The sequence below is a fragment of the Azospirillum brasilense genome (assembly GCF_008365405.1).
GTDB lineage: Bacteria > Pseudomonadota > Alphaproteobacteria > Azospirillales > Azospirillaceae > Azospirillum > Azospirillum brasilense_D.
The window spans coordinates 1-23,526 of sequence record NZ_QOKV01000021.1; the positions used below are offsets into that span (position 1 = coordinate 1).

23 protein-coding genes and 1 pseudogene are annotated in these 23,526 nt (G+C 70.2%); 5 read left to right on the top strand and 19 right to left on the bottom strand.

Features of this window, described 5'->3' with window-relative positions:
* Together DS837_RS24975 and DS837_RS24980 are read left to right on the top strand one after the other, a co-directional pair.
* Positions 1 to 208: pseudogene (locus DS837_RS24975) on the top strand (oxalate/formate MFS antiporter); the annotation flags it as partial.
* A gap of 138 nt (positions 209 to 346) precedes the next feature.
* Entirely contained in the window at positions 347 to 814 is a 468-nt protein-coding gene (locus tag DS837_RS24980) for a hypothetical protein (RefSeq protein WP_149167210.1), read from the top strand.
* A gap of 73 nt (positions 815 to 887) precedes the next feature.
* On the opposite strand, the gene DS837_RS24985 is transcribed toward DS837_RS24980, so the two are convergent.
* The 3 genes from DS837_RS24985 to DS837_RS24995 all read right to left on the bottom strand — a co-directional run bounded on the left by DS837_RS24985 (position 888) and on the right by DS837_RS24995 (position 3,128).
* The gene (locus DS837_RS24985) at positions 888 to 1,610 is read right to left on the bottom strand and encodes a Bax inhibitor-1/YccA family protein (protein WP_149167211.1); all 723 of its coding nucleotides are present in this window, start codon (positions 1,608 to 1,610) and stop codon (positions 888 to 890) included.
* Between the two features lie 73 nt (positions 1,611 to 1,683).
* Positions 1,684 to 2,577 (bottom strand): anti-sigma factor, encoded by an 894-nt coding sequence (locus tag DS837_RS24990; protein ID WP_149167212.1) that lies wholly within the window; start codon positions 2,575 to 2,577, stop codon positions 1,684 to 1,686.
* 2 nt (positions 2,578 to 2,579) lie between these two features.
* A complete protein-coding gene (locus DS837_RS24995) occupies positions 2,580 to 3,128 on the bottom strand; it encodes a sigma-70 family RNA polymerase sigma factor (protein WP_149167213.1) in 549 nt (182 codons plus the stop codon).
* Between the two features lie 177 nt (positions 3,129 to 3,305).
* Between DS837_RS24995 and DS837_RS25000 the strand changes: the two genes are divergently transcribed.
* Both DS837_RS25000 and DS837_RS25005 read left to right on the top strand, forming a co-directional pair.
* Entirely contained in the window at positions 3,306 to 3,590 is a 285-nt protein-coding gene (locus DS837_RS25000; protein ID WP_014241890.1) for an HU family DNA-binding protein, read from the top strand.
* An 86-nt stretch (positions 3,591 to 3,676) separates the two neighbouring features.
* Entirely contained in the window at positions 3,677 to 3,859 is a 183-nt protein-coding gene (locus DS837_RS25005) for a hypothetical protein (RefSeq protein ID WP_149167214.1), read from the top strand.
* Between the two features lie 9 nt (positions 3,860 to 3,868).
* Here DS837_RS25005 and DS837_RS25010 read toward each other — a convergent pair whose 3' ends face one another.
* The 7 genes from DS837_RS25010 to DS837_RS25045 form a co-directional block, all read right to left on the bottom strand.
* The gene (locus DS837_RS25010) at positions 3,869 to 4,243 is read right to left on the bottom strand and encodes a response regulator (RefSeq protein ID WP_149167215.1); all 375 of its coding nucleotides are present in this window, start codon (positions 4,241 to 4,243) and stop codon (positions 3,869 to 3,871) included.
* 99 nt (positions 4,244 to 4,342) lie between these two features.
* Positions 4,343 to 5,074 carry a helix-turn-helix domain-containing protein gene (locus tag DS837_RS25015; RefSeq protein WP_114857017.1) on the bottom strand — a complete coding sequence of 244 codons (732 nt, stop codon included), beginning with the start codon at positions 5,072 to 5,074 and terminating at the stop codon, positions 4,343 to 4,345.
* A gap of 181 nt (positions 5,075 to 5,255) precedes the next feature.
* Positions 5,256 to 6,572: a four-carbon acid sugar kinase family protein gene (locus tag DS837_RS25020; protein ID WP_149167216.1), complete on the bottom strand. Its 1,317-nt coding sequence runs from the start codon at positions 6,570 to 6,572 to the stop codon at positions 5,256 to 5,258.
* Positions 6,569 to 7,840 (bottom strand): ribulose-bisphosphate carboxylase large subunit family protein, encoded by a 1,272-nt coding sequence (locus tag DS837_RS25025; RefSeq protein WP_149167217.1) that lies wholly within the window; start codon positions 7,838 to 7,840, stop codon positions 6,569 to 6,571. The genes DS837_RS25020 and DS837_RS25025 overlap by 4 nt, the downstream gene beginning before the upstream one ends.
* Before the next feature lie 8 nt (positions 7,841 to 7,848).
* Positions 7,849 to 8,388, bottom strand: a complete 540-nt coding sequence (locus tag DS837_RS25030) for a VOC family protein (RefSeq protein ID WP_035679790.1) — start codon at positions 8,386 to 8,388, stop codon at positions 7,849 to 7,851.
* A 218-nt stretch (positions 8,389 to 8,606) separates the two neighbouring features.
* Complete coding sequence (locus tag DS837_RS25040; RefSeq protein WP_247890123.1) at positions 8,607 to 10,496, bottom strand: TRAP transporter large permease; 1,890 nt, start codon at positions 10,494 to 10,496, stop codon at positions 8,607 to 8,609.
* A 43-nt stretch (positions 10,497 to 10,539) separates the two neighbouring features.
* Positions 10,540 to 11,595 carry a TRAP transporter substrate-binding protein gene (locus tag DS837_RS25045; RefSeq protein WP_149167218.1) on the bottom strand — a complete coding sequence of 352 codons (1,056 nt, stop codon included), beginning with the start codon at positions 11,593 to 11,595 and terminating at the stop codon, positions 10,540 to 10,542.
* 134 nt (positions 11,596 to 11,729) lie between these two features.
* Here DS837_RS25045 and DS837_RS25050 point away from each other — a divergent pair, with 134 nt between their 5' ends.
* Entirely contained in the window at positions 11,730 to 12,827 is a 1,098-nt protein-coding gene (locus DS837_RS25050) for a LacI family DNA-binding transcriptional regulator (RefSeq protein WP_211102411.1), read from the top strand.
* Here the strand turns inward: DS837_RS25050 and DS837_RS25055 are convergent.
* From DS837_RS25055 to DS837_RS25095, 9 genes are all read right to left on the bottom strand, one after another.
* A complete protein-coding gene (locus tag DS837_RS25055; protein WP_149167219.1) occupies positions 12,793 to 13,731 on the bottom strand; it encodes a DMT family transporter in 939 nt (312 codons plus the stop codon). The two genes, DS837_RS25050 and DS837_RS25055, sit on opposite strands and share 35 nt — an antisense overlap.
* 74 nt (positions 13,732 to 13,805) lie before the next feature.
* Positions 13,806 to 14,750: a 3,5-dioxohexanoate:acetyl-CoA acetone transferase gene (gene kce / locus DS837_RS25060; RefSeq protein WP_149167220.1), complete on the bottom strand. Its 945-nt coding sequence runs from the start codon at positions 14,748 to 14,750 to the stop codon at positions 13,806 to 13,808.
* Positions 14,751 to 14,932: 182 nt separating this feature from the next.
* Positions 14,933 to 16,510, bottom strand: coding sequence for an acetolactate synthase large subunit (locus DS837_RS25065; RefSeq protein ID WP_149167221.1), 1,578 nt, complete (start codon positions 16,508 to 16,510; stop codon positions 14,933 to 14,935).
* Positions 16,507 to 17,568 (bottom strand): histone deacetylase family protein, encoded by a 1,062-nt coding sequence (locus DS837_RS25070; RefSeq protein WP_149167222.1) that lies wholly within the window; start codon positions 17,566 to 17,568, stop codon positions 16,507 to 16,509. The genes DS837_RS25065 and DS837_RS25070 overlap by 4 nt, the downstream gene beginning before the upstream one ends.
* Before the next feature lie 171 nt (positions 17,569 to 17,739).
* Positions 17,740 to 18,969: a Zn-dependent hydrolase gene (locus tag DS837_RS25075; RefSeq protein WP_149167223.1), complete on the bottom strand. Its 1,230-nt coding sequence runs from the start codon at positions 18,967 to 18,969 to the stop codon at positions 17,740 to 17,742.
* 27 nt (positions 18,970 to 18,996) lie between these two features.
* Positions 18,997 to 19,947 (bottom strand): ketopantoate reductase family protein, encoded by a 951-nt coding sequence (locus DS837_RS25080; RefSeq protein ID WP_149167224.1) that lies wholly within the window; start codon positions 19,945 to 19,947, stop codon positions 18,997 to 18,999.
* A 10-nt stretch (positions 19,948 to 19,957) separates the two neighbouring features.
* Complete coding sequence (locus DS837_RS25085; RefSeq protein WP_149167225.1) at positions 19,958 to 21,622, bottom strand: ABC transporter ATP-binding protein; 1,665 nt, start codon at positions 21,620 to 21,622, stop codon at positions 19,958 to 19,960.
* Positions 21,622 to 22,494 carry an ABC transporter permease gene (locus DS837_RS25090; protein ID WP_149167226.1) on the bottom strand — a complete coding sequence of 291 codons (873 nt, stop codon included), beginning with the start codon at positions 22,492 to 22,494 and terminating at the stop codon, positions 21,622 to 21,624. Before DS837_RS25090 ends, DS837_RS25085 begins: the two co-directional genes overlap by 1 nt.
* Positions 22,491 to 23,471 carry an ABC transporter permease gene (locus DS837_RS25095; protein WP_149167227.1) on the bottom strand — a complete coding sequence of 327 codons (981 nt, stop codon included), beginning with the start codon at positions 23,469 to 23,471 and terminating at the stop codon, positions 22,491 to 22,493. The genes DS837_RS25090 and DS837_RS25095 overlap by 4 nt, the downstream gene beginning before the upstream one ends.
* Between the last annotated feature and the right edge of the window lie 55 nt (positions 23,472 to 23,526).

The window sequence follows — 23,526 nt, forward strand, 5'->3', positions numbered from 1 at the left end:
GGCCCTCCTGGTCCCGCTGGGCAACCTGCTGATGGAAGCCACCGGCACCTGGGCGACCGTGCTCTACATCTGCGCCACCATGGACCTCATCGCGGCCTTCTGCGCCATCGCGGTCCTGCGGCCAATGTTGCGCAAGCACCATGCCCGAAACGCCGAACTCGCCGCCCGGCAGGGTACGGGTCCGGTCACGGCGGCAGCCAGCCCGTAACCTCCGCTTCGGCGGACCGACCGAAAGGGGGCCACGCGCGTGGCCCCCTTTTCGGCGTTCCGGGCGGCCTTGCGGAACGGGACAGGAGGGTGGAGCATGTCGGCGGGGGGCATGGGCAATCGACGGCGGAGGCAGGGCATGGCAAAGGACGACGGCAGTTTCCGGCTGGTGCTCGCCTGCTCGTTGGGCGGGGTGGCGGTCAGCTTGGCCCTCGGCTCGCTGCTGCTGTCGCGATGGACGCCCAGGACGGAAAACACGGTGGTCGAACGGGCGATCCACAACATGGACCGGCAGACTTGCGAGCGGGTGCTGCATTCCTTCACGCAGCCGCAGCCGGTGGGCACCCGCGTGCTGTGGCTGTGGGCGGAGGAATCGACGCCGGGCGTCTTCACCGGAGCACCCTGGACGTCGCGGGTGACCGGGCCGGGTGTCCAGACGGCTGGGGCGGGGGCGGCGGCCGGCCGCTCCCCCCGTCCCTACGCCTTCGATCCGGCGTCCCAGGCGGCGCCGGAGGCGGCCTGCTCCTTCCCGAACAACTCCCTGCACATCGTGTCGGTGGAGTATCCGCCCAAGCCGGACGCCGCTCCGGCGACCGTTAAACCATAAAAAAGGAAAAGGGCCGGCCGCGGGAAGCGGCCGGCCCTTCTCGGCAGGCGGTGCGCCGGATGGAAGCGCCGCCTTACTCCTCGCGCTGTCCCATGAGCTGCATCAGCATCTGGAAGAGGTTGATGAAGTTGAGGTAGAGCGAGAGGGCGCCCATGACGGCGAGCTTGGTGTTGCCCTCGTGGCCGTAGCCCTCGGCGTACTCCTCCTTGATGCGCTGGGTGTCGTAGGCGGTCAGGCCGGTGAAGATGACCACGCCGATCACCGAGATGGCGAACTGCAGCGCGCTGGAGCCGACGAAGATGTTGACGAGGCTGGCGATGACGATGCCGATCAGGCCCATCATCAGGAACGAGCCCATCTTCGACAGGTCGGCCTTGGTGGTGTAGCCCCACAGGCTCATCGCCGCGAACATCGCCGCGGTGATGAAGAACACCCGCGCCACGCTGGCCCCGGTGAAGACCAGGAAGATTGACGCCATCGAGACGCCCATCACCGCGCAGAAGGCCCAGAACAGCCCCTGCAGCGCGCTCGCCGACATCGCGTGGAAGCGGAAGGACAGCACCATGATGAAGGCCAGCGGCGCCAGCATCACCACCCACTTCAGCGGGGTCGTGAAGATCGGCACGTACAGCGCCGGCGTGCTCGCCACGAACAGGGCCACCAGGCCCGTCACGGCCAGACCGAGCATCATGAAGTTGTAGACCCGCAGCATGTGCTTGCGCAGGCCCTCGTCGAACGCCGCGCCGTAGGCCGGCGCCGCGCTGCCGAATTGGTTGCCGTAGAAGGGTCCGCTCATTGTCTCACCATGTCCTTCGGATGCTTGTCGTTCGGATGCTTGTCGTTTGGCGCGCCTGGCTCGGGACCGTGGTTCAGAACCACGCCATGCGGGCGTCGCGGGCGTGGGCCAGGATCTCCTTTTCCGGCTGTTCGCCGCACAGCGCGTAGACCGTCGTCCCGACCTGCCAGTAGGCGACCGAGACGTTGCCGATCCGCTCCGCCTGGGGTTCGGTGACGGCGAAGCGGTCGACCTCGCTGGCGAACAGTGTGATCAGCTCGGACCCGCCGTGGCGGTAGGCCGCCTGCACCGCCACCCCGCCGTCCCAGGCCACCGTGCGCAGCCCGTCCGGCGCCTGCCCGATGTCGAGCTGCGGGATCGGCACCGCGACCTCCGGGTTGACGGAGGCAAGCCGGTTCACCAGGGAATTGGCAGCGTCGGCGAAGGGCTTGAAGTCGATCCCGCTGTGCAGCGCCTGCTGGTGGGTCTGGGCGGCGATGGTGATGTAGTGGGTGGCCGCGTGGGCCGTGGCGACAGGATTGACCGAGAGCGACGACACCGCGCTGTGCGCCGTCCAGCCGAGCCCGACGAGGCACAGAGCCGCCACCGCCCGCCGCCCGCGGCCCGAGCCCTTGGTGGCCCGCGCCCGGTTCATCAGCTCCGCCGCCGGGCGGCGCCATAGCGCTCCCCACTGCTTGCGCCGCGGCAGCGGCGCGCCGGCACCGACCGCCGGCTGGGCCGGGGTGGAAGGCGGTTCGGCGGTGGGGTCGGCGGCGGGTTCGGGGGCGACCATTTCGGCCGCCGCCTTCTCAATGGCCGGTCCGGCTATGAACAGGCGGATCTCGTCGCGCACCCGCATGTCGTGCATGACGCGGGCGGCCTCCTCCGGATTGGCCTCCAGGTAGGCTTCCACCTCGATGCGGCGCTGCGCGTCGAGTTCGCCGTCCACATAGGCGTTCAGGTCGATGTCGCTGATCGGTTCGTTCATCGTCATTTCACCACGCGCAACGGGGGGCGCTGGACCCGGTCTGATGGGTTGCGGTCGGACTGGTCTGACGCCGGCTGGCGCCCGCCGCCCGTCTTGGCCCGCAGCGCGTCGCGCGCACGGCCCAGGCGGGACATCAGGGTGCCCACGGGGATGCCCAGGCATTCGGCGGCGTCCCGGTAGGACATGCCGTCGAGCGCCACGAGCACCAGGGCCTCCCGCTGTTCGACCGGCAGGGTCATCAGGGCCGCGATGGTCTGGCCCAGATGGACGTGGCTCAACTGCGCGGGCGGGGAGCCTTCCTCCACCATCGAGCTGAGCTCGCCGGTCGCCTGGCGTTCGGCCTGCTGGCGCCGCCAGCGGTCCACGAAGGTGTTGTGGACGATGGCGAGCAGCCACTTGCGCAGGTCGCGCCCGTCCGTGAAGGACGACGCCCCCTCGATGGCTTTGACGAGCGCCTCCTGGACGAGGTCCTCCGCCTGGTCGGGGTCGCGCATCAGGACCAGGGCGTAGCGCCGCAGAACGTCCAGATGCTGTCCCAGCTCGTCTTTCATCACCGTCCCGGATTGGTTCTTCACACTCGGCATACGGATCATGCCGTGGCTTAATCCGCTCCGGGGGAAAAAATCGCCACGGGATTGGCTTGCGCGCGGACGCGGGGCGGAGTAGGTCAGAAGCGCCTGGAGCCCTGGAGAATGCTGGGGTTCCTCCATGAACAAGGGGAGTAGGGAATGACGAAGGCCGATCTCATCGACGCGATCGCCGGCAAGCTGGGCGGCACCAAGGCCGACGCCGGCAAGGCGCTGGACGCGGTTCTGGAGAGCCTGCAGGACGCGCTGGTCAAGGGGGAGACGGTCAAGCTGCCGGGCTTCGGCCAGTTCGAGATCGCCGAGCGCGGCGAGCGCACGGGCCGCAACCCGCAGACCGGTGCGGAGATCAAGATCGCCGCCTCCAAGGCGCCGAAGTTCTCCGCCGGCAAGGCCCTCAAGGACGCCGTCAACGGCAAGGCCGAGTAAGCCTTCCGCAAGGACGATCCTTGTATTGGATGAAGGGGCGGCGGCAACGCCGCCCCTTTCGTCTTTCCAAATTTCTTGGTGACGACATGAGCAGCAACAACGTCTACCGCTGGATCAAGGTCGAGGGACGGTGGGAGCCGGCGCAACAACTGGGCGATGGCTCCTACATGCCGATCGGCGACATCGTGCCGCTGCCCGCCCGCAGCGTGAAGGTCGGTCCGGTGATCGAGCCGCCGCCCCGCAACGCCGCCCCCAAGGACGACGACTGAACCCGGGCTCTACCCGAAGGACCGGGCGTGGTCGAGCATGGCGCGGACGGCGCCGATCGCCGCCTGGAAGCTGAAGGGCTTGTGCAGGACGCGCAGCCGGTCCGATTCCGGGTGCCGGAGCGCGCCGCTGTCGGCGGTCATGACGATCACCGGCAGGGCGGGCCGCCGCGCCCGCGTCCGGCGAATCAGCTCGTTGCCATCCATCACCGGCATGCGCAGGTCGGTCATCAGCAGCGACGCCGGGCCGCTTTCCAGGGCGGTGATGGCTTCCAACCCGTTGTGGGTCAGCGTGACGCGCAGCCCCTGGCCTTCCAGCGTGTCGGCAAGGGCCAGGGCTTCGAGGCGTTCATCCTCGGCCACGAGGATGTGGGGAACGGACTCCATGGTTCGGCCTGACAATGCAACGCAAAGGGAGTAAGGGGTACGTTGCGGCCGGCCGAATGGATTTCCCTTGATTGCGGAGGGTGATCAGCGTGCTTGGTTTCAGGCGCATTCGGCCAGATCGGCCAGGGCCTCGGCGTCCAGCAGCTCGACCCTGCCGCCGTCCAGGATGCGGATCAGGCGCGAGGTCTTCAGCTTGGTGAAGCCGCGCGACACGGTTTCCGTGGTCAGGCCGAGATGGTCGGCGATGTCGCAGCGGCTCATCGGCAGAGCGATGGCCCGGCCGGCACCGGCCCGGCGGCTCAGCGCCAGCAGGAAGCTGGCCAGCTTCTCCAGCGCCGACTTGCGGCCCAGCAGCAGCATCTGGTCCTGCGCCGCCACCAGCTCGGAGGTGGTGACCGACAGCAGCCGGCGGGCCAGGGCGGGCTGGGAGTCCAGCAGGGCGTCGAGCTGGCAGCGCGGGATGCGCTGGACGGTGGAGGCGGTGATCGCCTCGGCGGAGTAGAGGTAGCGGTCGGCGAAGGCCAGCCCGACCATGTCGCCGGCCTGGAGGAAGCCGATGATCTGGCGGCGACCGTCCGGCAGCAGCTTGTAGAGGCGGATCATGCCATCCACCACCCGGAAGACGGCGTCGGCGGCCTCGCCCTCGGCGAAGATGGACTGCTCGCGGTCGAACACCCGGAACTGGGCGATGGCGGCCAGCGGGTCGATGTCGTTGGCGGCGAAGCCGGCGGCGGGACGGGAGGGGGCGACACGCGGCATCGCCATCACGGCGGCCTGATGGCCGTGCGGAACACGCGTCGGCTGGGCGGCGATGGCGGTGTGAGCGTGCATGTCGGGGCCCTCGGCGTTCGTGGAAGCGGCCCGTCCCTGTGGGGCAACCGCTCGATGAGCCGAAGTTATGCGCTGCGGGGTACCCTGTGCAGTTCGGTCTTGTACCTAAGGGGCTTTGCGTACGTAAGACTACCTAGGGGGCATTGCGGACGCTTGGGGGGCGGAGGGGGAGCAGGGATGCTCACCCCCCGTGGACCAGCCGTTCGAACAGGTCCTCCGACCCCATCTGCCCGCCCTTGAGCATCAGCTCGACGCCGTCGGTGGGCGGGTGCGCGCTGTGGGTCAGGCTGACCGTCACGCCGGGGCTGAGCGCCGTCCGGTAGGACAGGCCCCACAGACCCAGCGCCTTCACCGCCTTGCTGGAGGTGTCGCCCCCGGCGATGCCCATGCGGCGCAGCGGCACCGCGCGGGCGACCGAGGCGACAAAGTCCGCGGTGGCGTCGGCGATGGCGGCGGACTGGGCGGTGTCGGGCGTCTCGCCCTCCGCCGGAGCGGTCCACACCAGCACGTTCCGTCCCTGGCCCAGCAGGCCGGCGATCTCGCTCCGCAACCGCTCGCGGTAGGAGGGGTCGCGGCACAGGGCGGCGGCGTCCGCCGGCATCCGGTGGAAGGAGTTCGCCGCGGCGATCTGCCGGCGGGTGACCGGCGACAGGCTGCCGGCCAGCACGAAGACCGGCCCCGCCGCGGCGGCCAGCGGCGCGTCGCCGATCGCCCCGTCGCGCTCCCACTGGGTGGCCAGCGCCTGGACCACGCCGCTCGGCCCGACCGCCAGGAGGGGCGAGCGCTGTGCCCGTTCCCAGATCAGCCGCCCGGCGGGCGCCAGATCGGCCGGTTGGGCGATGTCCAGCAGGACGGCGGGAGCACCGGCCGCCACAATCCGGTCGAGCTTTTCGTCCAGCGCCCCGGTGTCCAGTCCGTAATCCGGGTAGTGCAGGGCGCCCATCCCCTCCAACCCCTGCGCGGCGAGATGGAGGCGCAGGTCGGCCTCCGTCATCGGGGTCACCGGATGGGCCTTCATCGTCGGGTGGCGGTCGATGCGGTAGACCGTCCCGCCGGTGCCCGCCGCGGCGAACAGCGTGCTGAACAGGCAATAGCGTCCGATGTTCGGCTGGCCTCCCACCACCGGCAGGAAGGGGTTGGGGAAGAAGGGCCGCAGGGCCGCCACCGCCGCCCCGATGCTGCCGACCTGCGGCGCGCTGTCGAAGGTCGAGCAGCACTTGTAGTGCATCACCGGCACGCCGAGCCCGGCGAAGAAGCGCCCCACCGGCACCAGCTCCGCCCGCAGGGCCTCCGGCTCCATGGTCCGCGACGCCCCGGCGATCCCCAGCGCGTCCAGCGGGCCGAGGCCGGCCAGCCGCTCCGCGTCGGGGATCTCCAGCAGCAGCAGCGCCCGCTGCCCGGCCTTCGCCAAGGTGGCCAGCGTGTCGGTGGCCCCGGTGAAGTCGTCCCCATACCAGCCCAGACGGGGGCCGGGCCGGGGCGGCGGATGGCTCGTCACTTGGAGGCTCCGAAGAACTCCAGGGCGCGCTTCAACTCCGGCCGGGTCGCAGCGGCGTCGGGCAGGGCGACGCCCTCGCGCACCGCCTCCCAGGCCTGGCGGATGCTCGTCACGCCGGCGGCGGGGCCGTCCGGGTGGGCCATGATGCCGCCGCCGGACATGAACAGCAGGTCGTCCGTCCCCACCGCGTCCCAGGTGACGGGCACGGTCCCCGCCCACTGGCCGGAGGAGAAGGCCGGCATCACCGCGTCGTCGCAGCCTTCGGCCAGCGGGGCGAGGCAGGACTTGGCGCCGTCGATGACCTCCGCGTCGGGCTGGGCGAACTTGCCCTGGAGGCCGTGGACGTGCATGTGGTCCACCCCGGCCAGCCGCCACAGCGTCTGGTAGGCGTCGAAACCAATGCCCAGGCTGGGGTGGCGCGACAGGGCGCCGAAGCCGTTGCGGTGCCCGTGCAGCACCAAGCCGCTGTGACGGCGCAGGGTCTGCACGGCGGAGAAGCCGCACCAGTTCAGGCTGACCATCACGCAGCTTCCGCCCTCGCGCTCCACCAGATCGGCGTGGCGGCGCATGGCGTCCGTCTCGTCGCTGATGTTGAAGGCGACCATCACGTGCTTGCCGGTGCGGTCCTGGTGGCGGCGCACCCGGTCCATCACCGCCGGCACGCGCTGGGCCAGCGGGGCGTGGACCGGATCGGCGCAGATCTCGTCATCCTTGATGAAGTCCAGCCCGGCGGCGCAGAGCGTACCGACCAACTCGCCGGTCTCCTCAGCCGACAGGCCGAGGTTCGGCTTGATGATGGAGCCGACCAGCGCCCCGCGCTCCACCCCGGTCAGCCGCCGGGTGCCGGCCACGCCGTGCCGCGGCGCGTCGAAGCCCTTGCGGTACGCGGCGGGCAGGCGCACGGAGTCGAGCCGCAGGCCGGTGACCTCGCCCAGGTCGAACAGGTTGCCGGCAACGGTGGCGGCCAGCGTCGGCAGGTTGGCGCCGACGTTGCCGGTGGGAAAGCTGATGGTGACGCGGGCGCGCCGCCACGGTCCGGGCCGCTTCTGCCGCTCCAGCCATGTGTTCGGCAGGCTGGGGGAGGCGGCGGGTTCCAGCTCCTCCACCCGCTCCACCACGGCGCGGGCGCGGGCGCGCAGGTCGTCCGTCTCGCCGTGGACGCGGGTGAAGGTGCCGCAGGACTGCTCCCCCGCCATGACCTCCGCCACCTTGGCGGGGTCCAGCGGGGTTTCGATCAGATAGGTCGCCTCGAAGCGGTCGGAGCGCATGGCGGTGCTCACAGGCGGCTGAGGTCGGGGAAGGGCCGGACCGGATCGCGGCCGTCCCAGTCGAGGGAGGCGTTGCGGATCAGGTCGAACATCTTGCCCTTCGGCCCGGCGACCTCCGACAGCTCGATCACAGTGCCGGGGTGGTACTCGGTGTCGAAATAGACGAAGCGGCCCTTTTCGCCGACCTCGCCGCTCATCACCGGCTTGAAGCCCTGGCCGGTCAGCCGCTCCAAGTCGGCGTCGTAATTCTCGGTCCAGTAGGCGACGTGCTGGAGCCCGGTGCGGCCCGCCTTCAAGAAGTCGCGGTACATGGACGGCGCGTCGTTGCGGGTCTGGATCAGCTCCATCTGGAGCGGACCGGAGTTGGCGAGCGCCACCGAGTTGTGAACCTCGTACCGCTCCCCGCGGTAGGTGTAGTTCTTGATCGGAACCCGCTCGTTGTAGAACCACGGGCCGATGCCCAAGGTGCGGCTCCAGTAGTCCATGGCGGCCTCGATGTCGTCGACGACGTAGCCAGCCTGCCGGATCTGGCCGAAAAATCGGCTCATGAAGGAACTCCTGAATTTATCGTTGTGGGGGACCGGCGCGAAAGCGCTGACGTCGGCCGTTGCTTTGGTCGCCTGACCTCCTGCCGCTTCTCTCACCCGTCATTCCCGCGAAGGCGGGAATCCAGTCCGTTCAAGTGCTTGAGTGCGGAGTTTCCTGGACCCCCGCCTTCGCGGGGGTGACGAAGAGGAACGTGGCTATCGGTCGGAAAGGCTGGGCCTCAGTAGGGAAGGAAGCCGGTGGAAATCCACGGAATGGCGGCGACCACGATCAGGCCCACGAGAAGGGCGGCGACGTAGCCCCAGATGTGCTTCAGTCCTTCGTCCGGGCTGACCTTGCTGATGGCGCAGGCGCCGTAGTAGCCAACGCCGAAGGGCGGGGCGAACAGGCCGATGCCCATGGCGAAGATCACCACCATCGCGTAATGCACCTCGTGCACCCCGGCGTCGCGGGCGATGGGGAACAGCAGCGGGCCGAACAGGACGATGGCGGGGATGCCCTCCAGCACGCTGCCCAGGATGATGAAGGCGACGATGGAGATGGCGAGGAAGCCGTAGCCACCGCCGGGGATGTCGGCCATCCACAGGGCCAGCGCGCGGGAGAAGCCGGACTGCGTCAGGCCCCAGGCCATGGCGGTGGCGCAGCCGACGATGAAGATGATCGCCCCGGTCAGCGACGCCGTCTCGATCAGCATCGGCTTCAGCCGCGCCCAGTCGAACTGGCGGTAGACCAGCAGGCCCATGAGGGTGGAGTAGGCGATGCCGATGGTCGACACCTCGGTCGCCGTCGCGACACCTTCCACCACCGCGGCCCGGATGACGAAGGGCAGCAGGATGGCCGGCAGGGCGGCCACGGCCAGACGGGCGATCTCCGACGCCGGCGGGCGGCGGATGTGGCTCAGATCCTCATGCCGGTAGCGCCACCAGACGACGGCGCAGAGGGCGGCACCCAGCACCACCGCCGGCAGCAGGCCGCCCGCGAACAGCGCCGCGATGGACACGCCGGTGACCGAGCCGATGGTGATGAGGACGATGGAGGGCGGGATGGTCTCGGTCTGCGCGCCGGTCGCCGACAGCAGGGCGACGAGGTCGCCGGGAGGGGCGCCGCGCTTCTTCATCTCCGGGAACAGCACCGGCGCGATGGCCGCCATGTCGGCGATCTTCGAGCCGGAGATGCCCGATACCAGATACATCGCCCCGATCAGCACGTAGGACAGGCCGCCGCGCACATGGCCGAGCAGGCTGGCGAGGAACTGGATCATGGCGCGGGCCATGCCGGTCATCTCGATCAGCAGGCCGAGGAAGACGAACAGCGGCACCGCCAGCAGGATCAGGTGCGACATGCCCTCGTCCAGCCGCCCGACCATGACGAGCAGCGGGGTCGAGGTGGTCAGCGCCAGATAGCCGAAGGTGGCCAGCGCGAAGGAGAAGGCGATGGGGACGCCGCCGAACACGCAGGCGGCGACCACGCCGACGAAGAAGATGACGAGGTTGGCCTGCCCCAGCGGCTTCAGCAGCGGGCCGGCCAGCCAGAAGGCCACGGTCACCGCCGCGGTCAGCGCGACCGCCGCGAGCGTGATCCGGAGGTTGCGCATCCGCATCAGCCGGATCAGCGCCACCACCGCCATCAGCCCCAGCCCGGTCGGCAGGGCCGCCGCGCGCCAAGCGTTGCTGATCTCCAGCGCCGGGGTGACGATGAACTGCTCCTCCATGGCGTAGTCCAGGGCGGGGTGCAGGATCATCGCCAGGAAGGCGATGGGGGCCGTGATCGCCAGCGTCTCCAGAAGGGCGCGCGTGGTCGGGCCGACCCGGCTGACCAGACCGGTCATCCGCATATGCTCGCCGCGGCGCAGCGCCACCACGGCGCCCAGCATGGACAGCCACAGGAAGAGGATCGAGGCCAGCTCGTCCGACCACACCAGCGGCGCATGGAAGACGTAGCGCGCCGTCACCCCGGCCAGCAGGATGGCGATCTCGGCCAGAACGATGAGGGCGGCGGCACCCTCCACCGTCGCGGCGAGGCCGCGGTCCAGCCGATCGGTCCAGGAACCGCCGGACGCGGCCCCTGGCATGGCGCCGCCCTCGTCGAGCGCCGTCGCGTGGTGAGACAAAGCCGCACCCTCCCTTCCCGTGTTGTCCACTGCCGTTCGTTCGTCAGGCGAGCTTACCGACGGCGCCTTCCAGCAGCGCCCAGGCCTCGTCGCCGAAGCGGCCCTTCCATTCACCGTAGAAGCCGCTGTCGCGGAGCTTGGCGCGGAAGCTGTCGGGCGACGGCTGGTTGAAGGCCAGGCCCTTGGACTGGAGGTCGGCCTGCACCGACTGGTTCAGCGCCTTGATGTCCTCGCGCTGCTGCACGCCGGCGTCGTTGATCGCGGTGGAGACGATCTTCTGCAGGTCGGGGGGCAGGCCGCGCCACGCGCGCCCGTTGGCGATGAACCAGAAGCCGTCCCAGATGTGGTTGGACAGGGCGCAGTACTTCTGCACCTCGTACAGCTTGGCGACCTGGATGATCGGCAGCGGGTTCTCCTGCGCGTCGACGATGCGCGTCTGGAGCGAGGAATAGACCTCCGAGAACTGCAGGCTGGCCGGGGCGGCGGACAGCGACTTGAACATGGCGATGCTGAGCGGGCTGACCGGCACGCGGATCTTCAGCCCGTCCATGTCGGCGGCGGTCTGGATCGGCTTGGCCCCGCTGGTCATCTGGCGGAAGCCGTTGTCCCACATCTTCTCGAAGGCGTGCAGGCCGACCTTGGAGATGGCGCCGCGCACATGCTCGCCCAGCTTGCCGTCCATGGCGGACCAGACCTGCCCGTAGTCGGCGAAGGCGAAGCCGACGGCGTTGATGGCGGCCACCGGGACCAGCGTGGCGATGACCAGCGCCGAGGGCGTGAAGAAGGTGATGCCGCCGCTGCGCACCTGCGACAGCATGTCGGTGTCGCCGCCGAGCTGGTTGTTCGGGAAGATCTGGATATCGACGCGGCCGTTCGTCTCGCGGCGGATGCGCTCCGCCGCCTCGTGCGAGCGGACGTTCAGCGGATGGGTCAGCGGCAGGTTGTTGCCGTACTTGAAGTCGAACTCGGCGGCGCGGGCGATGCGCGGCGCGCCGATCAGCGTGGCGGTGCCGGCCCCCGCGGCCAACCCGGCAGCCATTCCGATCGCCGGAGTGGCGGCCAACCCCTTGAGCATCGTGCGGCGCGAGAGCGGGTTCATGCTTTCCTCCCAGGAAACGTTGATGTAGTTTGATGTTTGACGGTGATTGTTGGTTGGACGGTATGTGCGCGAATGGCCGGTGTCAAACGCGAATGATGATGTGATTTGATGGGATAGGAGGGTTTTGAACCGTGATGCAGGATGATGCGGACGCCGTCGCCGCACCCTTCGAGACGAGGCCCGAGAATGCCCGTGGACTGCCGCGGATCGCCGACATCGCGCGGCTGTCCGGCGTCTCCACGGCCACCGTGGACCGCGTGCTGAACCACCGCCCCGGCGTGCGCCCGGCGACGGTGCAGCGCGTGATGAAGGCGGCGGCGGAGCTGGACTACATCCCGGAATCGGACATCGGTGCGGCGCTGGGACCCAAGCCGCTGCGGCTGGCCTTCCTGCTGCCGGACGGGACGAACCGCTACCTGACGCGGCTCGGCCAGCTCATCCGCCAGTCGGAGGCGGCGCTGGCCCCGCTGGGCATCCGCGCGCATGTGGAATTCATCAAGAGCTTCAACCCCGACCTGCTGGCGCGCAGCCTGCTCCAGCACTGGCGCAAGGTGGACGGGGTCGCCTTCATGGCGCTGGAGCATCCGGCGGTGCGCGAGGCGGTGAACGAACTGGCGGCGCGCAACGTGCCGACGGTGACGCTGATTTCCGACGTGCAGAACTGCCGGCGGGCCGCCTATGTCGGGCTCGACAACCGGGCGGCGGGGCGGACGGCGGGCTACCTGTTCGCGCGCTTCCTCGGCGGGCGGGCGGGCAAGGTCGCGATGATCGCCGGCAGTCTCAGCTACCGCGCGCACGAGGACCGCGAGCTGGGCTTCCTCAACGTCCTGAAGGAGATGGCCCCGGCCATCGAGGTGGTGGGGCTGCGCGAGGCCCACGACGACGAGGCCAAGAGCTACCGGCAGACGCGGACGCTGCTCAGCCACCACCCCGACCTCGCCGGCATCTACACCATCGGCGGCGGGGCGGAGGGCGTGGCCCGCGCGCTGAAGGAGGCGCGGCGGGAGCGCGAGGTCGTCTTCATCGGCCACGGCTTCACGCCGGAGACGCGCGCGCTGCTGATCGACGGCACGATGGAGGCGGTGATCACCCAGGACCCGCGCAGCGCCCTGATGAGCTGTGCCGCCGTCTTCGCCAATCTGCGCGTGGGCCGGGAGGCGATGCACGGCGTGGAACCGCCGCGCATCGAGGTCATCTTCAGGGAGAACCTGCCCCCCGCGGCTCCGCCGTGACCGGCGCCGGGGTGGGCGCGGGCCGCTTGTCGCGCACCATCACGACCAGCAGGACGGCGCAGAGGATCAGCGCCAGCGCGGCGTAGGTGCGCAGCGGCGGCGTCTCCCCCAAAACGACGATGGCGCCGGTCACGCCAATCACCGGCACGATCAGCGAGCTGACCGACGCCTGCGCGACGCTCAGCCGCCGCACGATGGCAAACCACAGCAGGTAGCCGCCGACCATCGCCACCAGGATGTGGAAGACCAGCGCGACCAGCACGCGGGGCTCCAGCGCCAGCGTCGGGGCGGGGTCGAGCGCCAACGCGAATGGCAGCACCACCGGCAGGGAAATGGCGAACTGCCAGCCGGTGATGGCGTTCGGCCCCATGGTCCAGGCCGTCCGCTTGATCAGGACGTTGCCCAGCGCCCAGCTCAGCGCGCCGGTCAGCATGAAGGCGGGGCCGAGCGGCAGGGCGCCCAGCCGCAGCAGATCGGGGCCGAGCAGAACGGCCAAGCCCGTCAGCCCGCAGGCCAGCCCCATCCACTGGCGCGGCCCCGGACGCTCGCCCAGGATCGGAATGGCCAGCAGCGTCGCCCAGGCCGGCATGGTGTAGGCGATGATGGCCGCGCCCGAGGTCGCCATGTTCATCTGCCCGAAGGCGGAGCAGATGTTGAAGCCCGCCATGTTGAGCAGCGCGACGGCGGCCAGTGGCCAGCGCTGCCCGCGCGGCACGGCCAGCGATTCCCCGCGCGACCGCGCGTAGGCGAACAGCACCGCCGCTCCCACGGCGAAGCCCAGGCTGCGCAGCGTCCAGGGCTGGATCTGGGTGAGGATGATCTTGACGGCGGGCCAGTTCAGGCCCCAGCAGACGCTGATGAGACCCACCAGCGACAGATCCAGCGCCCGAGCGCGGCTTATCATGGCATGGGATTCCGGGTGTGGGGTGGTCGTATCTTGAAATCCCCTCTCCCCTCCGGGGAGAGGGTTATTCCCGGTCAGAACGTCACCGCGTCGCCGCCCTTCAGGGACAGCATGGCGCGGGCCTCGTCCGGCGTCGCGACCTCCAGGGCCAGCCCCTCGATCAGCTTGCGGACCATGGCGACCTGCTCGGCGTTGGAGGTGGCGAGGCGGCCCGGACCGGCCCACAGATTGTCCTCCAGCCCGACGCGCACGTTGCCGCCCAGGGCCAGCGACTGCGTGGCGATGGGCATCTGGTTGCGCCCGGCGCCCAGCACCGACCACACATACTGGTCGCCGAACAGCCGGTCGGCGGTGCGTTTCATGTGCATCACGTCCTCCGGATGCGGACCGATGCCGCCCAGGATGCCGAACACCGACTGCACGAACAGCGGCGGCGTCACCAGCTTGCGGTCGAGGAAATGGGCCAGCGTGTAGAGGTGGGAAACGTCGTAGCACTCGAACTCGAAGCGCGTCCCGTTGCCGGAGCAGGTCTTCAGGATGTGCTCGATGTCCTTGAAGGTGTTCTTGAAGACGAGGTCGCGGCTGTTCTCCAGATAGGTGCGCTCCCAATCGTGCTGGAACGCGCTGAAGCGGTTCAGCATGGGGAACAGGCCGAAATTCATCGAGCCCATGTTGAGCGACGCGACCTCCGGCTGGAACTGCGCGGCGGGGCGCAGCCGGTCCTCCACCGTCATGGCGGCGCTGCCGCCGGTGGTGATGTTCACCACGGCCTTCGTCGCCTGCTTGATGCGCGGCAGGAAGCGTTGGAACAGATCCGGGTCCTGGGTCGGGCGGCCGGTTTCCGGGTCGCGGGCGTGCAGGTGGACGATGGCCGCCCCGGCCTCCACCGCGTCGATGGCCTCCGCCGCGATCTGGTCCGGCGTCACTGGCAGGTGCGGCGACATGCTGGGCGTGTGGATGGAACCGGTGACCGCGCAGGTGATGATGACTTTGCGCGCGCTCTTCTTGGGCATGGTCATGCTGTCCTCCCTGTTGTTTCTTCCTCTCCCCGATCCCCTCTCCCGTCCCGGGAGAGGGTGCCCGCGTTAGCGGGCGGGTGAGGGTCAATCCAAGAATCAGTGTCGTCTTCGTGCCGGACCCTCACCCTCCCCATGGCTGCGCCATGGGACCCCTCCCTCTCCCGGGACGGGAGAGGGCCTGTTCAGATCACCGCTTCGATCAGGAAGGGACCCTTGCGGGAAAAGGCGGTCGTCAGCAGGCGGTTGAAGCTCTCCGCGTCGCTGGCCTGTCCGCCCTCCACCCCCATGCCGCGGGCGAGCGCCACCCAGTCGAGGTCCGGGCGGCCCAGCTCCGTGCAGTTGCGGGCGTTCGGCCCCATGTCCCGGAAGCCGAGGTTGCCCAGCTCCCATTGCAGGATGCCGTAGCGGCGGTTGGCGAAGATGATGGTCACCACGTCGGCCCGCTCGCGCGCCTGGCTCCACAGGGCCTGGAGCGTGTACATACCGCTTCCGTCCGCCTGGAGCGTCACCACCTTGCGGTCGGGGCAGGCGATGGCGGCACCGAGCGCCAGCGGCATGCCGATGCCGATGGCCCCGCCGGTGATGGTCAGCCAGTCGTGCGGGCGCGCCCCGGCGCAGGCCGCGTAGACCATCGGGCTGGAGGAAATCCCCTCGTCCACCACGATGGCCCCCTCCGGAAGCAGGGCCGCCAGGGACTGCCCGACGCTGTCGGCGGTCAGCGTGCCGGTCGCCGGTTCGGGCGGGGCGAGCGGCTGCACCGGAACCGGTGTGCCGGCGGCGCCCACCGCCTCGACCAGCCAGCGCAGGGCGGCGAGGGCGTCCGCGCCCGGCGGGGCGACGGTGTGGATGCGGCAATCCTCCGGCGCCAGACGGCTGGGCTTGTCCGGATAGCCGAAGAAGCCGACCGGCTCGCCCGAGCCGATCAGGACGACGTGCTTCGCCCCGGCCAGCGCGGCGATGCCAAGGTCGATGGGGTAGGGGAAGCGCTCCACCGTCACCCGGCCCGCCCCGCGCTCGATGCGGGTGGCGCCGGTGTGGGCGTAGAGTTTGGCGCCGGTCGCGGCGGCGATCCGACCGGCCAGGGCAAGCCCCTCCGCCCGCGTGGCGCGGCCGTTCAGCAGGACGACCACCCGCTCCCCGCTCCGCAGGGCGTCGGCGGCGGCGCGCAGGGCGTCGGCGTCCGGGGCGGTGGGGGCCGGCGGCGCGACGATGGTCGGATCCGCCGCCGCTGTGTCGTCCCAGGAGGAGTCCGACGGCAGGATCAGGGTGGACACGCCGCAGGGCGGGGTCAGGGCGGCGCGGATAGCCTCCGCCGTGTCGGCGGCGACCGAGGCGGCGTCCGGCACCGTGCGCACCCAGGCCGACATGGGCTTCGCCAAGCCTTCGACGTCGGAGGTCAGCGGCGCGTCGACGCCGCGGTGCCACGTCGCGTGGTCGCCGACGATGTTGACCATCGGCACGCAGGCGCGCCGGGCGTTGTGCAGATTGGCCAGCCCGTTCGCCAGCCCCGGCCCGAGATGCAGCAGCGTCGCCGCCGGACGGTCGGTCATGCGGGCGTAGCCGTCCGCCGCGCCCGTCGCCACGCCTTCGAACAGCGTGGGCACGCAGCGCGCGCCGGGCATGCTGTCGAAGGCGGCCAGCGCGTGCAGCTCCGACGTGCCGGGGTTGGCGAAGCAGGTGTCGACTCCGTTCGCCACCAGCGTCCGGACCAGGATTTCTGCGCCTGGGATTTCCGCGCCCAAAATTTCTCCGCTGGTCATCGTGCCGCCTCCGTGAGTCCGCCCTCGAAACCGTCCAGGAAGCTGGCGAGATTCACCGCCAGCGCGTCGCAATCGTAACCGCCCTCTTGCACGACCACGGTCGGCAGGCCGGCGCCGGCGATCTTGCGCCCGAGCGTGGCGAAGCCCGGCGTCGTCACCTTGAAGAAGGCCAGCGGGTCGCCGACGTAGGTGTCGAAGCCCAGCGACAGCACCAGCGCCTCCGGCCCGAAGGCGGCGATGTGGGTCAGCGCCCCGTCCACCGCGTCGAGGAAGGTGGACTCCTCGGTGCCCATGGGCAGGGGGATGTTCAGGTTGCTGCCCAGGCCGCGGCCCTTGCCGCGCTCGTGCGCGTAGCCGGCGAACCAGGGGTAGAAGTTGTTGGGGTCGCCGTGGATCGACACGACCAGCACGTCGTCGCGCTCGTAGAAGATCGCCTGCGTGCCGTTGCCGTGATGGACATCCACGTCGAAGACGGCGACGCGCGGCGCGCGGCCCCGCTGGGCCAGCACCGGCAGCATCGCCTGGGCGGCGACGGCGGCGTTGTTGATGTAGCAGAAGCCCCCGGCCATGTCGCGGGACGCGTGGTGTCCCGGCGGACGGCACAGGGCGTAGGCCGCGCGCTCCTGACCGCTCGCCACCATCAGCGCCGCGTGGACCGCCGTGTCGGCGCCGCCGCAGACCGCCTCCCAGGTGCCGGCGCCGATGGGGCAGGCGGTGTCCGCCATGTGCCAGCCGGCCTGCCCGACGATGCCCGTGGGGTATTCGGCCATGTCGGTGTTGCGGTGGACGTTGGGAACGATGACCTCCGACGCGTCGGGCAGGGCCGACCAGCGGGCGTAGGCGGTTTCCAGGAAGCGCAGATAGTCGGCGGAATGGACCGCCGCGCGCGGGCCGGCGCCGTAGGACGGCGGCTCCTCCACCGTCACGCCGCGCGCCCGCAGGGAGCCGACGAGCGCCTCCGCCCGTTCCGCCTTCTCCGGCGAGGGCTTCGGCTGGCCGCGCACCAGGAAGGTCGGCGGACGATGGCGCAACTGGGCCTCGGCAAAGACGTAGCGCATTGGAAAGGCTCCCGGAATGAATGAATTCCCTCTCCCCTCTGGGGAGAGGGTGGCGCCGCAAGGCGCCGGGTGAGGGTCGTCCGAGGATCAAGGCGCTGATTCTCGGCGGTACCCTCACCCGCCCGCTGTCGCGGGCACCCTCTCCCGGGACGGGAGAGGGAGAGATGGATGTTACCCGGCGGTCGCCAGAACCGCGTCGGCCAGCACCGCGCAGCCGGAGGCGGCGTGTTCGGGCTTGATGTTCTCCGCCTCGTTGTGGCTGAGGCCGTTCTCGCAGGGGATGAAGATCATCGCCGTCGGCACCTTGCGCGCGACATAGACCGCGTCATGGCCGGCCCCGGATACGATGTCGCGGTGGCTGAGGCCGCGCCGCTCCACCGAGCGGCGGACATGGCCGACCAGCTCCGGCGCGAAGGGCGTGGTGGGGAAGGCCCAGAAGTCGGTCAGCTCCAGCGTCAGGCCGCGCTTGTCCGCGATGGCGGCCAGCCGCTCGCGCAGCAGCGCGTCCATGCGGGCCAGAGCGTCGGGGTCCGGGTTGCGCAGGTCGATGGTGAACCAGACGCGGCCGGGAATGACGTTGCGGGAGTCCGGGTGGACCTGGACGCGCCCTATGGTCGAGCAGGCGTCGCCGCCGACCTCCAGCGCGATGGCCTCCACCGCCTCCATCATCACGGCGGCACCGGCCAGCGCGTCGCGGCGCAGGCGCATGGGCGTCGGCCCGGCGTGGGATTCACGGCCGGTCACCGTCGCCTCGTACCAGCGCTGGCCCTGCGCGCCGGTCACCACGCCGATCTCGACGTCCTCGGCCTCCAGCACCGGGCCCTGCTCGATGTGCGCCTCGAAATAGGCGCCCATGGCGTGGCCGGTGACCGGGACCTCGCCCTTGTAGCCGATGCGCGCCAGCTCGTCGCCCAGGCGGACGCCGTCGGTGTCGCGGATGTCCAGCACATGGTCGAGCGTGAAGACGCCCATCGCCACGCCGGACCCGAGCATCGGCGGGGAGAAGCGCGCGCCCTCCTCGTTGGTCCAGACGATCAGGTCGATGGGGGCGTCCGTCTCGATGCCCTGGTCGTTGAAGCTGCGGATGACCTCCAGCCCGGCCAGCACGCCGTAGATGCCGTCGAAGCGGCCGCCGGTCGGCTGGGTGTCCAGATGGCTGCCCATGCAGACGGCGGGACGGTCGGGGTTGCGGCCCGGACGGCGGGCGAAGATGTTGCCCACCTCGTCCACCGTCACGGTGCAGCCGGCCTCCTCGCACCAGCGCACGAAGAGGTCGCGGCCTTCCTTGTCGAGGTCGGTCAGCGCCAGCCGGCACAGGCCGCCCTTCGGCGTCGCGCCGATCGTCGCGAGGTCCATCAGGGTCCGCCACAGGCGGTCGCCGTCGATGCGCAGGTCAGACATGGTCGCTATCCCGATCCCAATTTCGAATTATTGTTGAGTCTCAGCGCGAACCGCGGTCAGCAGCCCGGTCGCCGTGGGCAGGCTCAGCCCCACCCTTTTTGCCAATTCCAGCGGCGCATCCAGCACCGCCTCGATCTCCGCCCGACGGCCCGCCACCACGTCGGCGCGCAGCGCCGGACGGATGCGGCCTGGATGCTGGGCCATGGTCCAGACGTCCTCGACCTTCGCCGTCGCCGGATGGCCGAGCGCCGCCGACAGGGCCAGCAGTTCCTCCACCACCGCGGCGAAGCTGGGCTGGAGCGCGTCGTCGTGGGCGATCTCCTGCGCCGTCTTCCCGGTGGCGAGGCCCAGCAGGCCGAAGGCGAAGGGCGCCAGCAGCGCCGTCCACACCTCCGCCCGGATGTCCGGCACGGCCAGCGCGTTGAAGCCGCCCGCTCCGAACAGGGCCGCCAGATCCTTGACGTCCTCCTGTCCCGCCACCGGGCCGAGGGCCAGCCGCAGCCCGCCCAGATGCCGCAGGTAGCCGGGCGTCCGCCGCTCCACCGCCACGCGGGCGACGGCGCCGACGATGCGGTCCGCCGGGATGGCGTCCGACAGCAGCCCCTTCGGATCGATCGCCTTCAGGGGGCCTCCGAGAGACCCGTCCGCCGGGTACCACCAGGGGACGCCGCCGACCATCGGCACCAACCGCGTCTTCGGCCCCAGCAGGGGAAGAAGCAGGTCCAGCACGTCGGTCAGCAGGGGGGCGGGCACCGCCAGCACCACCACGTCCTGCGGGCCGAGCGCCAGCGTGTCGTCGGTTACCTCGGGCCGCACCGTCACCGGACGGCCCGAGGGTCCTTCGACCGTCAGCCCGTCGCGCCGCAGCGTGTCGAGCGTCCGCCGCCGGGCGACCAGCGAGGCCGGCAGCCCGGCGGCGGTCAGCCGCGCGGCGATCAGCCCGCCGACCGCCCCGGCCCCGATGACGGCGACCTTCATGCCCGCCCCGTCAGGCGCTGTTGCGCAGGGCGGCCGACCGCCGCGTCACCGGAATCACGTCCTCCGGGATGGTCCAGCCCTTGCCGGGGATGGCGTCCAGCAGAGTGCGCGTGTAAGCGTGCTGCGGGTTGCCGAACACCTCCTTCGCCGGGCCGATCTCGACGATGCGGCCCTTCTGCATGACCGCGATGGTGTCGCAGATCTGGGCGGCGATGCGCAGGTCGTGGGTGATGAACAGCATCGACAGGTTCAGCCGGTGCCGCAGATCCTCCAGCAGGTCCAGCACCTGCGCCTGCACCGACACGTCGAGCGCCGACACCGGCTCGTCGGCGACCAGCAGCTTCGGTTCCAGCGCCAGGGCGCGGGCGATGGAGATGCGCTGGCGCTGCCCGCCGGAGAACTCGTGCGGGAAACGCTCCGCCGCCGAGGCGTCGAGCCCGACGAGCTTCAACAGTGCCTTGGCCTTGTCGAGCGCCTTGCGGCGGTCCTCGCCGAAGGCCACCGGCCCCTGGGTGATGATGTCGCCCACGGTGTGGCGCGGGTTCAGCGAGGCGTAGGGGTCCTGGAAAACCATCTGCACATGCCGCCGGTAGGGCCGGAAGGCCGGGCGCGACAGCGACAGAAGATCGACCCCCTCGAACAGGATCTTCCCCGAATCCGGCTTGATGAGGCCGACGATGGAGCGCCCCAGCGTCGATTTGCCGGAGCCCGATTCACCGACCAGCCCGACCGTCTCGCCCTGGTGGATGGTCAGCGACAGGTCGTCACCCGCCACCACCTTGCGCCCCGGCGTGAAGAAGCCGCCGCCGAGGTGGAAGGTCTTGCACACCTTCTCGGCCGTCAGCACCGGCTGGCGGGCGTGGGTGATGTCCTCGCGGTGCTCGATCAGGTGCGGGACGGCGGCGATGAGCTGGCGGGTGTAGGGGTGCCGCGGGTGGTTCAGGACCTCTTCGGCGGTGCCGATCTCGACGATCCGGCCGCGCTGCATCACCGCCACGCGGTGGGCGATCTCCGCCACCACGCCGAAGTCGTGGGTGATGAACATCACGCCCATATGGCGCTTGGCTTGGATGTCCTGGATCAGCTCCAGGATCTGCTTCTGGGTGGTGACGTCGAGCGCGGTCGTCGGCTCGTCGGCGATCAGGATGTCCGGCTCGACCGCCAGCGCCATGGCGATCATCACGCGCTGGCGCTGGCCGCCCGACAGGCGGAACGGGTAGCTGCGGCGCAGATGGTCCGGCTCCGGCAGGCCGACCGAGGCGAGAAGCTCAACGACGCGGGCCCGGCGGGCGGCGCGGTCGAGCGTGGTGTGGTAGCGCAGCACCTCGTCGATCTGGTCGCCGACCCGCATCAGCGGGTTCAGCGCCGTCATCGGCTCCTGGAAGATCATGGCGATGCGGCCGCCGCGAAGCGCGCGCTGGTCGCGCTCCGGCAGGCTGAACACGTTGGTGCCCTGGTGGCGGATCTCGCCGGACGACACCGTCACCGCCTTGGGCAGCAGGCCCATCACGGCGTGCGCGGTCATCGACTTGCCCGATCCGGACTCGCCGACCACGCAGAGGATTTCCCCGGGCTCCAGCGTGAAGGTCAGGTCCTCGACCGCGTGCGGGCGGTCGGCGCCGCGCGGCAGGGCGATGGTCAGGTTGCGGACGTCGAGGAGAGGCGTCTCGGTCATCAGGAACGGCCCTTTCGCGCCAGCTTGGGATTCAGCGCGTCGTTCAGCCCCTCACCCACGAGGTTGAGGGCGAGCACGGTCAGAAGGATCGCGATGCCGGGGAAGAAGCTCATCCACCAGGCCTGACGGATCACCGTGCGGGCGGCGCCCACCATGTAGCCCCAGCTCATCAGGTTCGGATCGCCGAGCCCGAGGAAGGAGAGGGAGCTTTCCAGCAGGATCGCCGTCGCCACCATCAGCGAGGCCGACACGATGATCGGGGACAGGCTGTTGGGCAGGATCTGGCGCCAGATGATCGTCATGTTCGATTGGCCGGTGGTCACCGCGGCGTGCACGAACTCGCGGCTCCGCAGGCTCATGAACTCACCGCGCGCCAGCCGCGCCAGCGGCGGCCAGGAGACGATGGCGATGGCCAGCACGATGGAGGTCAGCGAGGGCGTGAAGATCGCCACCAGCACGACGGCCAGAACGAAGTTCGGGATGGTCTGGAACAGCTCGGTGAAGCGCATCACCAGATCGTCGACGCGCCCGCCGTAGAAGCCGGAGACGGCCCCCAGGAACACGCCGATCAGCACGGCGACAGCGGTCGAGGTCAGCCCGATCAGCAGCGACACCCGCGCCCCGTGGGCGATGCCCGCCGCGATGTCGCGGCCCAGCGTGTCGGAGCCGAGCAGCGCGTCCTCCGACAGCGGCGGCTGGAAGGGCATCGCGGTCATGTCCCATGGGCTGTCCGGGTACAGCACGTCGGCGAAGGCCGCCATCAGGATGATCAGGGTCAGGAAGGCCAGCCCGATCACCGCGCCCTTGTTGCGGGCGAAGGCGCCCCAAAAGCCCGAGCCCTTGCGGGAAGGCGTGATGGCCGCGGCGGTCATGGCGCCACCTCGATGCGCGGATCGACGAGGGAATAGATCAGGTCGGTCAGCAGGTTGAACACCACCACCACCACCGAGGTCAGAAGGAAGATGCCGAGCAGCACCTGATAGTCGCGCTGCAACACGGCCTCGAAGGCGAGGCGCCCGATGCCGGGGAGCGCGAAGACGGTCTCGATCAGGATGGAACCGCCGATCAGGTGGCCCGCCTGGAACCCCGCCACTGTGATGACGGGCAGGATGGCGTTGCGCAGGATGTGCACCGACACGATGCGCCATTCCGGCAGGCCCTTGGCTCGCGCCGTCTTGACGAAATCCATGTCGCGCACCTCCAGGATCGAGGCGCGGGTCAGCCGGGTGTAGACGGCCATGTAGAAGAGGCCGAGCGTGGTCACCGGCAGCACGAGGTGCCGGGCCTTGTCGACGAAGGCCTCCCAGCCGGTGTAGCCGGCGCCGATGGTTTCCGTGCCGAAGGCGGGCAGCCAGCCGAGATTGACCGAGAAGAGAAGGATCAGCATCAGCCCGATCCAGAAGATCGGGGTCGCGTAGGCGGTCAGGCCGACCACGGTGATGGCGGTGTCCGACCAGGTGCCGGCGCGCATCGCCGCCAGCGTGCCCAGCGCCACGCCGCCCAGCAGGGCCAGCACGAAGGCGGTCAGCGTCAGCGACAGGGTGACGGGCAGGCGGTCCATCAGCAGGTCGAAGACGGGACGCTGCTGGCGGTAGGAATAGCCGAGGTCGGCCTGCACCACCTTGGCCATGTAGGTGCCGAGCTGCTCGTACAGGGGCCGGTCGAGGCCGAACTGCTGGCGGAGCTGTTCGACGAACTTGGCATCGGCGGCCCCGGCCTCGCCCGCCATCACCGCGGCGGGGTCGCCGGGCGCTGCGTGGACCAGGAAGAAGTTGAACACGGCGATCGCCAGAACGACGAAGACCGCCTTCACCAGCCTCTGTGAGATGAATAGGGCGATGCGGGGCATGTTGTCACTCCCGGGTGCGTGCTGCCCCCTCCCTAACCCTCCCCCGCTGTCGCAG

Bases quoted from the DNA above. Each gene is read 5' to 3' on its own strand.
- kce (WP_149167220.1), bottom strand. From the start codon at position 14,750: ATGACCATGCCCAAGAAGAGCGCGCGCAAAGTCATCATCACCTGCGCG.
- DS837_RS24985 (WP_149167211.1), bottom strand. From the start codon at position 1,610: ATGAGCGGACCCTTCTACGGCAACCAATTCGGCAGCGCGGCGCCGGCC.
- DS837_RS25030 (WP_035679790.1), bottom strand. From the start codon at position 8,388: ATGAGCCGATTTTTCGGCCAGATCCGGCAGGCTGGCTACGTCGTCGAC.
- DS837_RS25025 (WP_149167217.1), bottom strand. From the start codon at position 7,840: ATGCGCTCCGACCGCTTCGAGGCGACCTATCTGATCGAAACCCCGCTG.
- DS837_RS25000 (WP_014241890.1), top strand. From the start codon at position 3,306: ATGACGAAGGCCGATCTCATCGACGCGATCGCCGGCAAGCTGGGCGGC.
- DS837_RS25090 (WP_149167226.1), bottom strand. From the start codon at position 22,494: ATGACCGCCGCGGCCATCACGCCTTCCCGCAAGGGCTCGGGCTTTTGG.
- DS837_RS25045 (WP_149167218.1), bottom strand. From the start codon at position 11,595: ATGAACCCGCTCTCGCGCCGCACGATGCTCAAGGGGTTGGCCGCCACT.
- DS837_RS25015 (WP_114857017.1), bottom strand. From the start codon at position 5,074: ATGCACGCTCACACCGCCATCGCCGCCCAGCCGACGCGTGTTCCGCAC.
- DS837_RS25070 (WP_149167222.1), bottom strand. From the start codon at position 17,568: ATGCGCTACGTCTTTGCCGAGGCCCAGTTGCGCCATCGTCCGCCGACC.
- DS837_RS24980 (WP_149167210.1), top strand. From the start codon at position 347: ATGGCAAAGGACGACGGCAGTTTCCGGCTGGTGCTCGCCTGCTCGTTG.
- DS837_RS25085 (WP_149167225.1), bottom strand. From the start codon at position 21,622: ATGACCGAGACGCCTCTCCTCGACGTCCGCAACCTGACCATCGCCCTG.
- DS837_RS25010 (WP_149167215.1), bottom strand. From the start codon at position 4,243: ATGGAGTCCGTTCCCCACATCCTCGTGGCCGAGGATGAACGCCTCGAA.
- DS837_RS24990 (WP_149167212.1), bottom strand. From the start codon at position 2,577: ATGAACGAACCGATCAGCGACATCGACCTGAACGCCTATGTGGACGGC.
- DS837_RS25095 (WP_149167227.1), bottom strand. From the start codon at position 23,471: ATGCCCCGCATCGCCCTATTCATCTCACAGAGGCTGGTGAAGGCGGTC.
- DS837_RS24995 (WP_149167213.1), bottom strand. From the start codon at position 3,128: ATGAAAGACGAGCTGGGACAGCATCTGGACGTTCTGCGGCGCTACGCC.
- DS837_RS25065 (WP_149167221.1), bottom strand. From the start codon at position 16,510: ATGACCAGCGGAGAAATTTTGGGCGCGGAAATCCCAGGCGCAGAAATC.
- DS837_RS25050 (WP_211102411.1), top strand. From the start codon at position 11,730: ATGCAGGATGATGCGGACGCCGTCGCCGCACCCTTCGAGACGAGGCCC.
- DS837_RS25005 (WP_149167214.1), top strand. From the start codon at position 3,677: ATGAGCAGCAACAACGTCTACCGCTGGATCAAGGTCGAGGGACGGTGG.
- DS837_RS25080 (WP_149167224.1), bottom strand. From the start codon at position 19,947: ATGAAGGTCGCCGTCATCGGGGCCGGGGCGGTCGGCGGGCTGATCGCC.
- DS837_RS25075 (WP_149167223.1), bottom strand. From the start codon at position 18,969: ATGTCTGACCTGCGCATCGACGGCGACCGCCTGTGGCGGACCCTGATG.
- DS837_RS25055 (WP_149167219.1), bottom strand. From the start codon at position 13,731: ATGATAAGCCGCGCTCGGGCGCTGGATCTGTCGCTGGTGGGTCTCATC.